The organism is Arthrobacter sp. P1_B11, assembly GCF_056406715.1.
The window spans coordinates 13,605-28,881 of sequence record NZ_JBFTZQ010000014.1 but is presented as its reverse complement, the minus strand read 5'-3'; the positions used below and the strand labels follow the sequence as shown (position 1 = coordinate 28,881).

12 protein-coding genes are annotated in these 15,277 nt (G+C 67.4%); 7 read left to right on the top strand and 5 right to left on the bottom strand.

Going from position 1 to position 15,277, the window contains the following annotated elements:
* Genes manD through AC1D14_RS12815 form a run of 3 tightly spaced genes read right to left on the bottom strand, consistent with a single transcriptional unit; the run spans position 1 to position 3,187 of the window.
* Entirely contained in the window at positions 1-1,218 is a 1,218-nt protein-coding gene (gene manD / locus AC1D14_RS12825; protein ID WP_230117253.1) for a D-mannonate dehydratase ManD, read from the bottom strand.
* The gene (locus AC1D14_RS12820) at positions 1,215-2,195 is read right to left on the bottom strand and encodes a 2-hydroxyacid dehydrogenase (protein ID WP_230117252.1); all 981 of its coding nucleotides are present in this window, start codon (positions 2,193-2,195) and stop codon (positions 1,215-1,217) included. The genes manD and AC1D14_RS12820 overlap by 4 nt, the downstream gene beginning before the upstream one ends.
* On the bottom strand, positions 2,192-3,187 hold the full coding sequence (locus tag AC1D14_RS12815; RefSeq protein ID WP_476968598.1) for a LacI family DNA-binding transcriptional regulator: 996 nt from the start codon (positions 3,185-3,187) through the stop codon (positions 2,192-2,194). The genes AC1D14_RS12820 and AC1D14_RS12815 overlap by 4 nt, the downstream gene beginning before the upstream one ends.
* Positions 3,188-3,504: 317 nt before the next feature.
* Here AC1D14_RS12815 and AC1D14_RS12810 point away from each other — a divergent pair, with 317 nt between their 5' ends.
* The 6 genes from AC1D14_RS12810 (at position 3,505) to AC1D14_RS12785 (ending at position 11,418) form a co-directional block, all read left to right on the top strand.
* Complete coding sequence (locus AC1D14_RS12810; RefSeq protein ID WP_230117250.1) at positions 3,505-3,885, top strand: VOC family protein; 381 nt, start codon at positions 3,505-3,507, stop codon at positions 3,883-3,885.
* A 12-nt stretch (positions 3,886-3,897) separates the two neighbouring features.
* The gene (locus AC1D14_RS12805) at positions 3,898-4,815 is read left to right on the top strand and encodes a macrolide family glycosyltransferase (protein ID WP_476968597.1); all 918 of its coding nucleotides are present in this window, start codon (positions 3,898-3,900) and stop codon (positions 4,813-4,815) included.
* Between the two features lie 49 nt (positions 4,816-4,864).
* On the top strand, positions 4,865-7,573 hold the full coding sequence (locus tag AC1D14_RS12800) for an ATP-dependent RNA helicase (protein WP_476968596.1): 2,709 nt from the start codon (positions 4,865-4,867) through the stop codon (positions 7,571-7,573).
* A 136-nt stretch (positions 7,574-7,709) separates the two neighbouring features.
* Positions 7,710-8,786 (top strand): GTP 3',8-cyclase MoaA, encoded by a 1,077-nt coding sequence (moaA, locus tag AC1D14_RS12795; RefSeq protein ID WP_230117247.1) that lies wholly within the window; start codon positions 7,710-7,712, stop codon positions 8,784-8,786.
* A 120-nt stretch (positions 8,787-8,906) separates the two neighbouring features.
* On the top strand, positions 8,907-9,062 hold the full coding sequence (locus AC1D14_RS12790; protein ID WP_230117246.1) for a hypothetical protein: 156 nt from the start codon (positions 8,907-8,909) through the stop codon (positions 9,060-9,062).
* 175 nt (positions 9,063-9,237) lie between these two features.
* Positions 9,238-11,418, top strand: a complete 2,181-nt coding sequence (locus tag AC1D14_RS12785) for an elongation factor G-like protein EF-G2 (RefSeq protein ID WP_476968595.1) — start codon at positions 9,238-9,240, stop codon at positions 11,416-11,418.
* An 8-nt stretch (positions 11,419-11,426) separates the two neighbouring features.
* Here the strand turns inward: AC1D14_RS12785 and AC1D14_RS12780 are convergent, their stop codons facing one another.
* Positions 11,427-12,095: an alpha/beta hydrolase family protein gene (locus tag AC1D14_RS12780; RefSeq protein WP_476876832.1), complete on the bottom strand. Its 669-nt coding sequence runs from the start codon at positions 12,093-12,095 to the stop codon at positions 11,427-11,429.
* A gap of 38 nt (positions 12,096-12,133) precedes the next feature.
* A complete protein-coding gene (locus AC1D14_RS12775; RefSeq protein ID WP_476968621.1) occupies positions 12,134-14,005 on the bottom strand; it encodes an amylosucrase in 1,872 nt (623 codons plus the stop codon).
* 199 nt (positions 14,006-14,204) lie between these two features.
* On the opposite strand from AC1D14_RS12775, the gene ligD reads away from it, so the two are divergent.
* Positions 14,205-15,227, top strand: a complete 1,023-nt coding sequence (gene ligD / locus AC1D14_RS12770) for a non-homologous end-joining DNA ligase (protein WP_476876831.1) — start codon at positions 14,205-14,207, stop codon at positions 15,225-15,227.
* Positions 15,228-15,277 lie beyond the last annotated feature (50 nt).

Below are 15,277 nucleotides of genomic sequence, written 5' to 3'. Positions count from 1 at the left end.
TTACCAGTCCTTCATGGAGCCGTCGAGTTCCCGGGCGATGGGCAGATACGCCTGTTTGTACGGGAAGCGCGCCGCGGCTTCTTCGTCCACCTGAACCCCCAGGCCGGGTTCGTCGCCGGGATGGAGGTAGCCGTCCTCGAAGCGGAAGCTGGACCGGAATACTTCCGAGACCAGGGGGTCGTAGCCCATGTATTCCTGGATCGCGAAGTTGCTGGTGGCCAGGCCCAGGTGCAGCGAAGCCGAAAGGTTGATCGGAGAGACATCCGAGGGACCATGCGGGGCACCCTTGATCTGGTAGACCTCCGCCAGGGCGAGGATCTTGCGGACGTGGGAGATGCCTCCGGCGTGGACGACGGCGGTGCGGATGAAGTCGATGAGCCGTTCGGTGATGAGCTGTTCACAGTCCCAGACAGTGTTGAACACCTCGCCGATGGCGAGCGGGATGGTGGTCTGCTGGCGCAGGGTCCGGAGCAGGCGCTGGTTTTCGGCCGGGGTCACGTCCTCGAGCCAGAACAGGTCCACATCTTCCAGCGACCTGGCCAGGCGGGCCGCCTCGGTGGGGTTGAGCCGGTGGTGGACATCGTGGAGCAGCTTCAGTTCCGGGCCAACGTGCTCGCGCACCGCGCCGAGGATCTTGGGTGCGTGGCGCAGGTAGGCGGAGGTGTCCCAGTCTTCCTCAACCGGTCCGGCGCCGCGGCCGGCCGGTTCATAGCCGGCGGCACCCTTGGTGACGCCGTAGACCTTGTCCAGGCCCGGAACGCCGGACTGGGCGCGGACTGCCCGGAAGCCCTGTTCGCGGCGCTGCTCCACGGAGTCGAGGAGCTCGGGAAGGTCCCAGCCGGTTGCGTGCGTGTAGGTGAGGATCTTGTCGCGGGCGGCACCGCCGAGCAGTTGGTAGACCGGGACATCCAGGGCTTTGCCCTTGATGTCCCACAGGGCCAGGTCGATGGCGCCGATGGCGGCCATCGTCACCGGCCCGCGCCGCCAGTAAGCGCCACGGTAAAAGTACTGCCACGTATCTTCGATGCGGTCGGCATCCCTGCCGAGGAGTGCGGGGGCGAGATGGTCGCGGAGGTAGCTGGCCACGGAGAGCTCGCGGCCGTTGAGGGTGGCGTCACCCCAGCCGACGATGCCATCGTCGGTGGTGATTTTCAGGGTGACGAAGTTGCGGCTGGGACTGGTGACAAGGACGTCGACGTCGACGATTTTTCGGGTCATCGGGAAATCACTACATTCTTCAGTGGCTGGTTCAGGGACAGGCGGGTGATGTTGTCGGCGATCTCACGGGCACGGCCGCGGAAGGTTTCCGCTGTGACGCCGGAGGCGTGCGGCGTCATGATGATGTTGTCGAGACGGCTGAACGGCATGGCGGAGGGTTCGCCGCGCCCGTCGGTGTCCGGGTATTGGTACCAGACGTCGACGGCGGCACCCGCGATCCGCCGGTCCTTCAGGGCATCGTAGAGCGCGGTTTCGTCGACCACGGGGCCGCGTGCGACATTGACGAGCTGCCCGTCCGGGCCGAGTTCATCGAGCTCGGCGGCGCCGATCAGAGAGGTCGTTTCGGCGGTCAGCGGGATACTGACGACGAGAATGTCGGACTCRCTGAGTGCTTCGTTGAGGCGGTCTGTGTTGCCTGCCCACCGCAGGGAGTCTTCCTGCGCGTTCACCGAACCGCTTCGGGTGATCGCAATACCTTCGGCGCCGAAGGCCCGGAGGAGGTTCCAGGCGGCACTACCGATGTGGCCGAATCCCAGGAAGGTCACCACCGCGCCCCGCAGCGTCTCTGGCTGCCGGATGTCCGGTGAGTAGACCGAGGAGGCCCAGAGTCCGGAACGGAGGGCAGCGTCCTGGCCGAGAAGGTTCCGGCGGAGGGCTACCAGGACGGCGGCGATGTGCTCGGCGATGGAGCCTTCATGGTGGAACGTGTTGGCGCAGACCACGCCGGCGGGCAGTGCATCTGCGTCGATGCCGTCGTATCCAGCGCCGGCGACGTGAACCAGGCGAAGGTTGCGGGCCTCGGCGCCCATGGCCTCGGTGAACTTGGGTCCGACGTAAACGTCCGCGTCTTTCAGGTCGGTCAGGACGGCGTGTTCATTCCAGCTGTCGTGCCAGGACGTGACTGTGCCTTGCGGCAGCGCGGCCTCAAAGGTGGCCCTCTGGGGCATCAGGTTGGGGTCGGCGATGACGATTCTCATGATTGTTTTCCTTGGAGCGCTTGGTCTGCGGTGCGTGCAGCGAAGGTGGAGCCGCGAACGATGAGCTGTGAATTGAGGTGGACCGCCTCGGTGGCCGTCGGCTTCCCGGCAATCTGTTCGAGGAGGAGTTCGAGTGCGAGGGAACCGCTGCGGTGAATGGGAACGCGGACAGATGTCAGGCCGGGTTCGGCGGCGGCGGCAATGTCGAGGTCATCGATGCCCACCACGCTGATGTCTTCGGGGCAGTGGTAGCCGAGTGTGCGGGCGCCGGCGAGCATGCCGATAGCGACGAGGTCGTTGTAGGCAATGACGGCGGTGGCGCTGCTGGCGACGACCGAAGCGGCGGCGGCCAGGCCGCCGTCGACCGTGGCGTTCTGGTTGCCCACAGTGACCAGCTCGACGCCCCACTCGGTGCAGAGGCGTGTGATGGCCGTCATGCGCTGTCCGTTCGCCCAGGAGGATGCGGGACCGGGAATGTAGGCGAGCTTGCGGTGCCCCAGCGCATAAAGGTGCTCCACTGCCTGGCGGAGGCCTTCGCCGGCTTCCATGAGCACCCGTGCCGCGTGGTCCGCTTCACCGTTGATCACCACGAGGGGTGCGTTGCCGGCCAGTTGGTGGATCTGGTCCGAGGGAAGCCTGGGCGAGCAGAGGATGATGCCGTCCACGCCGGCGGCGAACGACCCGAGGTGCTCACGCTCCCGGGCCGAGGACTCGGCGGTGTCGGCCAGTATCATGCGGTGCCGGCCGTGCCAGGCCTGGTCCTGTATGGACTTGATCAGCGCTGCGAACACTGCGTTGGAAATGTCCGGAACAATCACGCCGAAGGTCCGGGCGCCGGTGAGTCCCGGCACGTCGTACCCGAGTTGAACGGCGGCATCCACCACCTTTTGGCGTGTCTCGGCAGCAAGCCGGCTCGGGTCACCGAACGCCCGTGACGCTGTGGCCAGCGAGACTCCCGCCAGCTTTGCGACGTCCGTGAGTTTTGCCGACATCAGTCCTCCAGTTGCTTCATTGAAACTCTTGCTTCTCCAGTATGGAAAGAGTTGTACAAGTTTGTCAAGGGTTTTCCATGACGTGCACCACAATTGGCGCCGGCCACCGCTGAGGGGCCGGAAACGGGCGGTGCCAGGCCCGGCCATCGACGTGGACGACCGCAACGGGCGACGTTTCTGCGAGCCATTGACTCTCAGCGCCCGAGGCCTAGCATGGTGCGCATCAGGACCTTTCTTGGCGCGCGTCCGCATGTCGCCGCGCTTCCCGGGCAGCGCGGACTGCTCCCCGGGGACCTGTGTAAAAAGGAGAATTCATCATGCTCAAGGAACGTGACATCATCGCTGTCCTTCCCGCGAAGGACCTTGCCAGGGCGCAAGGTTTTTACCGGGATGTGCTTGGACTCGAGCCCTCGGAAGTGCTTGACGATGAGAACCTGATTTACCGCTGCGGGAACGGAACGTCCTTCCTGCTATATATGACTGACAACGCGGGCACCGCGAAGAACACGCAAATGGGGTGGGGTAGCGACAACATCGAGAAGGACGTTGACGATCTGCGCGCCCGCGGGGTTACCTTCGAGGACTACGATTTCCCGGGACTGAAGACCGAGAACGGCATCGCCACCACCACTGCGGGCAAAGCTGCCTGGTTCCTAGACAGCGAGGGCAACTTCCTCAATCTGTTCCAGCGGCTGTAGCCCCACTTCGAGTTGAGGGAGGACAAGCCTGACTCAGTCTGCTTTGACGCCATGACGATCAGCGGCGTCATGGCGGCTGAAAAACTAGGCGTACCAGCCGTCGCCATGATGCCCACGTACGCCACGAATGAGCATTTCTCCTTCAGGACTCTGATGCCTGCCGCACCGTCTCCCGAGATGGCAGAAGTCTGGAAGGCGATGGGTCGCGCCATGGCGGAATTCGCCGCGGAACAGGGAGTCTCAACTCCCCGCATGTTCGACGGCCCGCCGGCGCCGTTCAACATCGTTTTCATCCCCCGCGAGTTTCAGCCCATGGCGGAGACATTTGATGAACGGTTCACGTTCGTGGGCCCCAGCGTGAGCGGACGCGATGCGGAGGGTGAATGGACCCGCGACGGAACGAATCCCGTGTTGTTCATTTCGTTGGGAACCACGCCCTTGAACCGGCGGCCCGACTTCTTCCGGTCGTGTCTGGACGCCTTCGGCCACACCGACTGGGATGTGTCGATGGCCATCGGAGAACAGACTGACCCCGCCTCGCTGGGAACAGTTCCTCTCAACGTCCGGCTACGGCCGTTCTTTCCGCAGCTCCTGGTCCTGCGCCAGGCGGATGTTTTCCTCACCCACGCGGGAATGAATTCGACCATGGAAGCACTCTATTTCGGCGTCCCCATGGTGGCCGTCCCGCAACAGCCTGAGCAGGAAGCCACAGCCCGCAGGCTCGAGGAACTTGGCCTGGGCCGGCGGCTGGCAGCCGAGGATCTCGCTCCGGCGACGCTTCTAGGCGCGGTTTCAGAGGTCAGCGCCAGCAGCGAGATACGCCGGAATGTGGCGGCAATGAGCTCGACGGTCCGCAACGCGGGAGGCGCCTCCGCCGCGGCCACCGCAATCGAATCCCACCTGCGGTACCGGATTGGACGCAATAGGTAGCGGTATCCGGAACAGCGCCGAGGGCAGTGTTTGTGGGCACAATGGACGGATGACTTCTCCGCCCTTCCCCTTGGATCCTGCGCTCGCCCACGGGGCCTTCGACCTGGGCTCCATCGGGGCCGGACTGGCCTTTGCGGACTCGCTGGGGGAGTTGGCCGGTGCCCTGCGTGCGGGAGGTGCGGCAGGAACCGCCGTGGTGCAGGCGCCGCCCGGTACCGGCAAAACCACGCTGGTTCCGCCGCTGCTGGCCAACCTCGCGGCCGGCCGTCCCTCTCGGGCGAACGGGAACCCTGGTGCGAAGGTCCCGCGTGTCGTCGTCACCCAGCCACGGCGCGTCGCGGCACGCTCGGCGGCACGGCGCCTTGCCGCCCTGGACGGCAGCCGGCTCGGCGACCGCGTCGGCTACACCGTCCGCGGCGAGCGCCAGACGGGACCCGGGACCCTGATCGAGTTTGTCACCCCGGGAATCCTGTTGCGGCGCCTGCTCACAGACCCGGGGCTGGAGGGAACAGACGCCGTGATCCTCGATGAGGTCCATGAACGCGGCCTGGAAACCGACCTCCTGCTCGGCATGCTCAGCGAGGTCCGCCAGCTGCGCGGCGACCTTCCGCTGGTGGCCATGTCCGCCACCCTGGACGCGCCGCGGTTCGCCGCCCTGATCGGGTCCCCGGCGGGCGGTTCCGCACAGGTCGGCGCCTCCCCGACAGGGGAGCCCGACGGCGGCGGCCCGGCTCCCGTCGTCGACTGTCCGTCCGCGCTGTACCCCCTCACCGTGGACTGGGCACCCGCGGCTGTGCCGCGGTTGGACACGAGGGGAGTGGCGCGCGCCTTCCTGGACCACGTGGCGGACATATCCGCGGCGTCGCATGCCGAAGCGCTCGCAGCCGACCCGGGCACTGACGCCCTGGTGTTCCTCCCCGGTGCATGGGAGGTGTCCTACGTTGCTGCTAGGCTGCGCGGCAGGGTGGCCGCTGAGGTGCTGGAACTTCACGGCCGGGCCAGCGCGGCCGAGCAGGACCGCGCCGTCTCCGGACGGGACCCGGGCGGCCCTCCGCGGATCATTGTCTCCACGGCGCTCGCCGAATCTTCCCTCACCGTTCCGGGAGTCCGGCTGGCCATTGATGCCGGACTGTCCCGCGAACCCCGGCGTGACTCCAACCGCGGCATGTCAGGACTGGTGACCGTGTCCTGTTCCCGCGCATCCGCAGACCAGCGCGCCGGGCGGGCGGCCCGCCAGGGACCCGGGCGGGTGGTCCGGTGCTACGACCAGAAGACCTACGGCGCCGCGCCGGCCCACCGCACCCCGGAGATCGCGGCGGCAGACCTGACGGGTGCCGCCCTGATCCTGGCGTGCTGGGGTTCCCCCGGCGGCCGCGGGCTGGCCCTGCCGGACGCACCGCCGCGGGCTGCCATGGACGAGGCCGTCGAGGTGCTGCGGGAACTCGGCGCAGTGGGACCGGACGGCCACGCCACCGGGCTGGGCAAGATCCTGGCCAGGATCCCCGCCGACCCTCGTCTGGCACGTGCCCTGCTCGACGGCGCCGCCGCCGTGGGCCACCGTACGGCGGCGGAGGCCGTCGCCGTCGTTTCCGGGGACCAGCGTGCCCCGGGCGCGGACCTCCACCGCCTCCTGGCCATGCTGCGGACCGGCAGCGACCCGGTGGCGCGGCGGTGGGCTGAGGACGTCCGGCGGATGGAGGCAATCGCACGGCAGGAGACGGCCGACGTCGTGCCCCCATCACTGCCCGCACCCGCAACCGCTGCGGAGGCCGTCGGTTTCGTCGTCGCCCTCGCGTTCCCGGACCGTGTGGCGCACCGCGTCCCCGGCACGGGGCCGGAGCGCTACCTGCTGACGTCCGGGACGAGGGCTGGGCTGCCGCCCGGCAGCCCCCTGACCGGGCATGAGTGGCTGGCCGTCGCCGAGGTGTCCCGCGCTGACGGGCGCGACGCGGCGGGGACCGGCGCCGTCATCCGCTCCGCGGCGCCGCTCACGGCCGATACCGCCGAGGCCGCCGCCCTGCACCTCCTCAGCGAAAACGTGGAGGCACAGTTCAGCCAGGGCAAGGTCACTGCCCGGCGGGAACGCCGGCTGGGTGCGATTGTGCTTTCCTCCACGCCGGTGCGGCCGTCAGCGGAGGAGGGGCGCACAGCGGTTGCCCGCGCCCTGGAGCATGAGGGCCTCGGCACCATCGGATGGTCGACGGCGGCTGACGCCCTGCGCCGACGCCTCGCCCTGCTGCACCGGGAACTGGGCGCCCCCTGGCCGGACGTCTCCGAGCAGGCTTTGCTGGCCGGGCTGGACACCTGGCTCCGGCCCGAGCTGGAGGCCCTGGCCGGCGGAGCCTCGACGAACCGGATCGACCTGGCCGATCCGCTGCGGCGCCTGCTGCCCTGGCCCGACGCCGCCCGGCTGGCCGAACTGGCGCCTGAGACGCTCGAAGTGCCCAGCGGTTCGCGGGTGAAAATCGACTACCCGGAGGTGGGCGACGACGGCGGCCGGCCGGTGGTGGCGGTCAAGCTCCAGGAATGCTTCGGCTGGGATCAGACGCCGCGGCTGGCTGGCGGGAGGGTTCCGGTGCTGTTCCACCTGCTGTCGCCGGCCAGGCGCCCGTTGGCTGTGACGGATGACCTGGTCTCCTTCTGGTCCGGGCCCTACGCCCAGGTCCGGTCGGAGATGCGGGGCCGCTATCCGAAGCATCCCTGGCCGGAGGACCCGTGGACAGCGCCGGCGACGGCAAGGACCAAAGGCAGGAGCTGACGGCGGCCAGCGGCGGGGCAAGCCGCCCCGGGAGATTCGCCGGGACGTTCGCCGGAACGGCCATTGTGGGGGCCCCGGGCCGGGCATACGCTGGGATAAACAAGCGGTGGCTTCCGCCGCTTTGAAAGGGCGCTGAATGGACGCCAATTCCATCACGGACACTTTCCACCGGCCCCTGCGGGACCTGCGGATCTCCGTCACGGACCGGTGCAATTTCCGTTGCGTCTACTGCATGCCCAGGGAAATTTTCGGCAGGGACTATGTTTTTATGCCCAGGGAACAGTTGCTGACGTTTGAGGAAATCACCCGGCTGGCGTCGATCGCCGTCGCACACGGGGTGCTGAAGATCCGGTTGACCGGCGGGGAGCCCCTGTTGCGGAAGGACATTGAAGGGCTGGTCCGGATGCTGGCCCGGCTGCGGACCCCCGACGGGCGGGTGCCGGACCTGGCCATGACGACCAACGGCACGGTTCTGGCCCAGAAGGCGCAGTTCCTCAAGGACGCCGGCCTGAAACGGGTGACGGTGTCCCTGGACTCCGTCCGGGAGGAGACGTTCCAGGCCATGAACGACGTCGGCTATCCCGTGGCGAAGGTTCTGCACGCGGTGGAGGTCGCCCAGGCGGCAGGACTTGGCCCGGTGAAAATCAACATGGTGGTGAAGCGGGGGAAGAATGACCAGGACATCGTTGCGATGGCCAGCCACTTCAAGGGGACCGGGCTCATCCTCCGGTTCATTGAGTACATGGACGTGGGCGCCTCCAACGGCTGGAAAATGGATGAGGTGGTGCCCTCCGACGAGGTCCTGGCCCGCATCGGCGCGGTCTTCCCGCTGGAGCCCGCGGCGCCGAACTATCCCGGTGAGACGTCGGAGCGATGGCGTTACCGGGACGGCAGCGGCGAGATCGGCGTCATCTCCAGTGTGACGCAGGCCTTTTGCCGCGGCTGTACGCGTGCCCGGCTCTCCGCCGACGGCAAGCTGTTCACCTGCCTGTTTGCCACCGCCGGCACCGACCTGCGGGCACTCCTGCGCGCAGGAGCCTCCGACGCCGAGCTGTCCGGGGCGCTGTCGGCGCTGTGGGGCGGCCGTGCGGACCGTTACTCGGCGCTGCGCAGCGCGGACACCCCCGAAGGCACTGTCACTCGCGAAGGCACTGTCACCCCCGAAGCTACTGTGGCGGCCCACAAGATTGAGATGTCGTACATCGGCGGATAACGCCCCGATAGATTCCGGATACAACCCGGAAACGTGGTGTCGTAGCCACGAAACATTGCGCAGCTACGCTGATGCGTGTTGGGACACCGTGGTCTCAGCGACGTATGAAAGGACACAACTATGTTGCTATGGAGCAGCCTGACGCTCTTTCTCGATTCCCGCCGGAACGACGACGATTCCTCTTCCGGTGGCGGCAAGGCCAGCAGTGATTTCCCCCGCGGCCAACTGACGTCCACCGCCTGGGAAGGATGGTGGCACGACGACGTCGCGTCCTGACGCCGGCGGAAGCCGGCAGGGCTGACCGGAGATCCTCCTCGCCGGCCGGCAATATCTCGCTGCTCGCGTCCCGGGCCGCACGCTCTCCGCCCTCTTGCTCAAACGCCGTCCCAGGGTGTCGAATCTCTAACAAGGGTCGGCTGCGGACCGACGACTACGACGCCAGGAGACGGTCATGTCGGTGAAAGGCACAAATGGCCGGGGCAAGAGCCCCGGCCGCGGCAGTTCGGATCTCCGGCGTGCCGATGCGTCGGCGGGGGCGCCGGCCGATGCGCCGGAGAAGGTCCGCAACGTGGCACTCGTGGGCCACTCGGGCGCTGGAAAGACCATGCTCGTCGAGTCCCTGCTGGCAGCCACCGGCGTCATATCCCGGATGGGCTCGATCGAGGACGGCAACACGGTCAGCGATGCGGAGCCCTCTGAAATCCACCAGCAGCGCTCGGTTGTGCTCTCAGTGGCGCCACTGGTGTTCGACGGCGTCAAGGTGAACCTGCTCGACACGCCCGGGTACGGCGATTTCACCGGGGAGCTGCGAGCCGGACTGCGCGCCGCCGATGCTGCGCTCTTCGTGGTGTCGGCCTCGGACGGAATCGATGCGGCGACCACGGCGCTGTGGGCCGAGTGCGACCAGGTCGGAATGCCGCGGGCAGTGGTCATCAGCCGGCTAGACCATCCGCGGGCAAATTTCGAAGCGACCGTCGCCGCCTGCCAGCGTGCCTTCGGCGACTCGGTGGTCCCGGCGTACCTTCCCCTGGGCACAGGGACCACGGGCACCGGACTGCTGGGAATGCTCTCCGGCACCGTTTCGGAGTACACCGCCGGCGAACCGGTCCCGGCCGTGAGGGACGCCACCGCTGAGGAGCTGGCCGCGTCGGAGACCGCCCGCGGCGCGCTGATAGAGGGGATCATCTCGGAGAGCGAGGACGAGTCGCTGATGGACCGCTATCTCGGCGGCGAGCAGATCGACGTCGACGTCCTGGTGGGCGACCTCGAGACCGCCGTTGCCCGGGGGTCCTTCTTTCCCGTACTCGCCACGTCGGCGGAGACGGGACTGGGCATAACGGAACTCCTGGAGACGCTGACCCGTGCGTTCCCGTCGCCGGCAGAGCGTGACCTGCCCGCGGTGACGGATCTCGCCGGCATTCCCGCCGGGCCGCTGGCGTGTGATCCTGCCGGGCCGCTGGCCGGCGAGGTGGTGCGCACCACCATCGACCCCTTCCTGGGGCGGGTCTGCCTGGTGCGCGTGTTCTCCGGCACGCTGCGGGAGGACTCGGCGGTGCACGTCGGGGGACGCGGGTTGTCAGAGCGGGGCCACGAGGACCATGACAGCGACGAACGCCTCACGCACCTGTACTCGCCGGCCGGAGCCAGCCTGAAGCCCGTGCCCTACTGCGTGGCCGGAGATATCTGCGCCATCGCAAAGTTGGCGAACGCCGAGACGGGCGACACCGTCTCAGCCAAGGACCATCCGCTGCTGGTGAAGTCGTGGAACATGCCTGAGCCGCTGATGCCTGTCGCCGTTGAAGCGGCCACGCGCAGTGACGAAGACGCTCTCGCCAAGAGCCTCGGGAAGGTTGCCGCCGGCGATCCGACCCTGAGGGTGGAACGCAATTCCGAGACCCACCAGCTGATCCTGTGGTGCATGGGGGAAGCCCACGGCGAGGTGGTGCTTGACCGGCTGCGCGACCAGGGCGTGAAATTGCAGACCGTCCCGGTGGTGACGCCCCTGCGCGAAACGTTCGTCGCACGCGCGGCCGGCCATGGACGCCATGTCAAGCAATCCGGCGGTCATGGGCAGTACGCGATTTGCGACATCGAAGTGGAGCCCCTTGAGCGCGGCGCAGGGTTTGAGTTTGTCGACAAGACCGTGGGCGGGGTGGTTCCCGGGCAATATATACCGTCCGTTGAGAAGGGCGTCCGTGCCCAGATGCAGCGAGGCGTGTCGGCCGGTTTCCCGGTGGTCGACATCAGGGTGACGCTCATCGGGGGCAAGGCACACAGTGTGGACTCGTCGGATGCTGCGTTCCAGTCCGCCGGCGCGCTGGCGCTGCGTGAGGCCGCCGCCGCAGGACGGATCCAGCTGCTCGAGCCTGTCTCGTCGGTGACCATCAGTACCCCCGACGAGTTCGTCGGGCCGGTGATGAGTGATCTGTCCTCCCGCCGCGGGCGGCTGACAGGAACGACGTCGGCAGGCGGGGAACGCACGGAAGTCACCGCAGAGGTGCCGGACGGCGAGCTGCTGCGTTACGCCGTCCAGTTGCGCGCGATCACAGCAGGAACCGGCCGCTTCCGGCGCAGCTACCTGCGGCACGAGCCGGTGCCGGCGAGCGCGACGTCGGCCGCCCCGAACGCGTGATGCCCGGGTCAGCCGTTGGCGCGCATGAAGGCCGCGACAGTGGAAGCCAGCGAGGCGCCGACGTCTTCTGCGCTGCGCTTCTTGCCGGCCACAGCGAAGGAGTGGTCGCCGCCCTCGCACCATTCCAGGATCGCGGCCTGGCCGATGCGGGCAACCACACCCTCGAGTAGCTCGGCCGTCGCGAAGGTGTCCCGCGTGCCCTGCAGGAACAGCATGGGCAGTTCCAGGCCGTAGAGGTGCTCATCGCGCAGTTTCTCCGGTTTGCCCGGCGGATGCAGCGGGTAACCGAGATACACGAGCCCCGTGGCCCGCATCCCGTCGGCCACAGCCATCGAGGCCATGCGGCCGCCGAAGGACTTGCCCGCCGCCCACACCGGCCCCCCGTTGGATGCGGCCGCCCTGGCCGCATCCATGGCCGCCCGCCATGCGGCGATGGCCACCGGCGGACGGTCGGGGAACTTCCTGCCTGCCTCACGGTAGGGGAAGTTGAAGCGCAAGGTGGCGACGCCGTCGTCGTTCAGGGCGCGCGTGAAGCCCTGCAGGAACGGATGTTCCATGCCCGCCCCAGCACCGTGGGCCACCACAAGCGTTGAGAAGGGGTTCTCGGGCCGGGCATAAACGCCGGAAACCTGGACGTCGCCCACAGTGAGGGTGAGGGGGGATTCAGCAACAGGCATGAGTCCATCATGCCGGATCGCCGCCGAAACACGCCTGCTCAGCCGGCCGGCACCACCCTGAGCCAGACGTAATCCTGCGGGCGAAGTACAAATCCCTGATCGATGCGGACAGGAGCGTCCGCAAGGACGTCCACTGCCTCAGCCTCAAAGCCGGACAGGGTTTCCGCCGAAATCACCTGCGGCTGGTCACTGAAGTTGGCCAGGGCAAGGATCCGCGTCCCTTCGCCCGGCCGCTGGTAGCCCAGCACCCCCGGGTTGTTGGTGGCGAAGGGAATGAGACGGGTCCCTGCCAATTCAGGGGCGCTGCCGCGGACGGCTATCATCCGCCGCAGCCCGGCAAAGATGGCACCTTCGGGAGTGGACGGTTCGGTGCGGTGCGCGTAGCGCTCGGCGGGAAACTGCGGCCGGTGCACCCAGCGGCTATCCGCTTCGTGGCCGTCCTCGAGCGCATACTGGTCGTCATTGAGTTGGCCCACCTCGTCACCGAGATACAGCAGGGGGATGCCGCCGGTGCTGAACGCGACCGAATGGGCGAGCAGGATCCTGCGGATCGCTTCGGCCGAACCGTCCTCCAGCCCGCACAGGGAGGCCGTGGTCCCGGAGATGCGGCAGTCACCCGTGCGCGGGTTGTCCTGGAAGGGCACACCCCGGGCGAAGCTGCCCGGGAATCGGTTGACGTAGAACGAATTCAGGAAGCGTCGGTGGTCGAAGCCGTTGATGCCCAGCTCGGCCGCATCCTCATCGGCAAACGTCCAGCCGATATCGTCGTGGCTGCGGACGTAATTAACCCAGGAGGTTCCGGGCGGCATGTTGTGCCGGCGCTCCAGCGCCTGCGCCAACAGGGAAACGTCGCGGGTGGCCAGCGCCTCCCAGATGAGCGCCATTTGCAGGGGGTTATAGGAGAGCTGGCACTCGGCCGCATCGATGTACAGCGCCACCTCGTCCGGGTGCACGATGGCCTCGGACTTGAAGAGCAGTGACGGGGCGGCGATCCGGCAGACGGCGTTGAAGGCCTGCAACAGCGTGTGGGCCTCCGGCAGGTTCTCGCACGGAGTTCCGAGCTGCTTCCAGACGAACGCCACGGCATCCATCCGCAGGATATCCACGCCCTGATTGGCCAGAAAGAGCATCTCCGCGGCCATGGCCCGGAAGACTTCCGGGTTGGAGTAGTTCAGATCCCACTGGAAGCTGTGGAACGTCGCCCACACCCACCGGCCGTCAGGCAGCTGCACGAAAGAGCCTTGATGGTCTTCCGGGAAGATCTCCCGCACGTGCTGCTCGAAGGCGTCAGGCATGGTCCGTTCGGGGAACATCCAGTAGTAGCCGCTGTAGTGCGGATCGCCTTGGGCTGCCTTGCGGGCCCATTCGTGCTCATTGGAGGTGTGGTTGAAAATGAAGTCGACCACCAGGCTGATGCCGTTCGCGCGGAGATGGGCGGCCAGGTCGCGCAGCTGGTCCATGGTGCCGAGCCTGGGGTTGACCTCCCGGTAGCTGGACACGGCGTATCCGCCGTCGGACAGCGGTTCGGGCGCCAGGAACAGCGGCATCAGGTGCAGGTATGTCAGGCCGAGTTCCTTGAAATAGGGGATCCGTGCGCGGACGCCGTCAAGGTCGGCGGCGTACCGGTCCACATAGCAGACGCCGCCAAGCATGCGGTTGGACTGGAACCAGTCGCTGCTGCCCTCCCGCTCGGTGTCGAGGACCTTCAGGTCTGCCGGCCTTGCCTTCCATGAGCGGGCAGTCTCGATGACCAGGGAAGTCAGCTGGTCCTGAAAGTCCGGCCGTGAGCCGTAGAGCGAGTGGAACAGCCTGGACAGATCTGGGAAATGGCGGTCGAAGCGCCGCTCGAAGTCCGCCCAGTCCGGGTCGCCGGGCCGGATTCCGGCTTGCCCGGCGACGACGCTCAGCATATGCCGGCCCGATATCTGGTCCAGACTCGCGGATTCAACCATAGAGAGGTCCCCTTCGACTATTCCCGGCCCCGACGGCGCCCCAATCAGTTCACATCCTTACAGATGCGCCCGCGGCTGCCCAGAGAGGAGGCACGTGTTTCTTCCCTGGGCCCGCCAAGGTGCTGACGCCGCGGGTCACGCGGGGTAGGTTGTCCCCATGGCCAGCGAACAGACCATCCTTACCGTTGACGGACCGAACGGGTCCCGGGACATGCGGATCTCGAGTCCCAGCAGAGTCCTGTGGCCGGAGTTGGGACTGACGAAACTCGACCTCGCCCGCTACATCGTGGACGTCGGGGAGGCCTTCATCGCGGCAAACGGTGACCGGCCGGTGTCACTCCAGCGGTTTTCGGAGAACGTCGACGGCGAGCAGTTCTTCTCCAAGAATCCTCCCAAGGGGACCCCGGACTTCATCCGGTCCGTCAAGGTGATCTATCCGAGCGCGCGCTCGCATCCCCAGCTGGTACTGGACGAACCCGCGGCCGCGGTGTGGGCGGTGCAGATGAACACCGTCGTCTTCCACCCGTGGCCGTCCCGTGCGGAAAACTCGGACAACCCGGACCAGCTGCGCATCGACCTTGACCCCCAGCCCGGCACCGACTTTGACGATGCCGTCCCCGCCGCCCTGGCGCTGAGGGACGTGCTGTCGGAGGTGGGCCTGACCGCCTTCATCAAGACGTCGGGCAACCGCGGCCTGCATGTCTATGCCCCCATCGAGCCGACTCGCGAATTCCAGGACGTGCGCCACGCCGTCATTGCTGCGGCAAGGGAGCTCGAGCGGCGGATGCCGGAGAAGGTCACCACGAACTGGTGGAAGGAAGAGCGCGGCGAACGGGTCTTCCTGGACTTCAACCAGGCCAACCGCGACCGCACCATCGCCGGGGCGTACAGTCCCCGCGCGCTCCCGCACGCCCCTGTTTCCTGTCCGATCACCTGGGACGAACTGGAGAGCGTCAATCCCAAGGACTTCACTATCCTCACGGTGCCGGAACGGCTGAAAACCGTGGGGGATCCCTGGGCGGACATGAACGCGAAGCCCGGGACCCTCGACGACCTGCTGGCGTGGTGGGATCGGGACCTTAAGAACGGACTGGGCGAGCTGCCCTTTCCGCCGGACTACCCGAAGATGCCCGGCGAGCCGCCGCGCGTCCAGCCGAGCCGGGCCAAGAAGCCGGAGTAAGCCCACAAGCCGCATGGGCGGCAGCGGGCGCCGGCGCGCACCGTCCGCGC

What these genes read in the sequence shown, in the direction of transcription:
- manD (WP_230117253.1), bottom strand. Translation starts at nt 1,218, where the DNA reads ATGACCCGAAAAATCGTCGACGTCGACGTCCTTGTCACCAGTCCCAGC.
- AC1D14_RS12815 (WP_476968598.1), bottom strand. Translation starts at nt 3,187, where the DNA reads ATGTCGGCAAAACTCACGGACGTCGCAAAGCTGGCGGGAGTCTCGCTG.
- AC1D14_RS12790 (WP_230117246.1), top strand. Translation starts at nt 8,907, where the DNA reads ATGTTGCTATGGAGCAGCCTGACGCTCTTTCTCGATTCCCGCCGGAAC.
- AC1D14_RS12780 (WP_476876832.1), bottom strand. Translation starts at nt 12,095, where the DNA reads ATGCCTGTTGCTGAATCCCCCCTCACCCTCACTGTGGGCGACGTCCAG.
- AC1D14_RS12775 (WP_476968621.1), bottom strand. Translation starts at nt 14,005, where the DNA reads ATGCTGAGCGTCGTCGCCGGGCAAGCCGGAATCCGGCCCGGCGACCCG.
- ligD (WP_476876831.1), top strand. Translation starts at nt 14,205, where the DNA reads ATGGCCAGCGAACAGACCATCCTTACCGTTGACGGACCGAACGGGTCC.
- moaA (WP_230117247.1), top strand. Translation starts at nt 7,710, where the DNA reads ATGGACGCCAATTCCATCACGGACACTTTCCACCGGCCCCTGCGGGAC.
- AC1D14_RS12810 (WP_230117250.1), top strand. Translation starts at nt 3,505, where the DNA reads ATGCTCAAGGAACGTGACATCATCGCTGTCCTTCCCGCGAAGGACCTT.
- AC1D14_RS12785 (WP_476968595.1), top strand. Translation starts at nt 9,238, where the DNA reads ATGTCGGTGAAAGGCACAAATGGCCGGGGCAAGAGCCCCGGCCGCGGC.
- AC1D14_RS12800 (WP_476968596.1), top strand. Translation starts at nt 4,865, where the DNA reads ATGACTTCTCCGCCCTTCCCCTTGGATCCTGCGCTCGCCCACGGGGCC.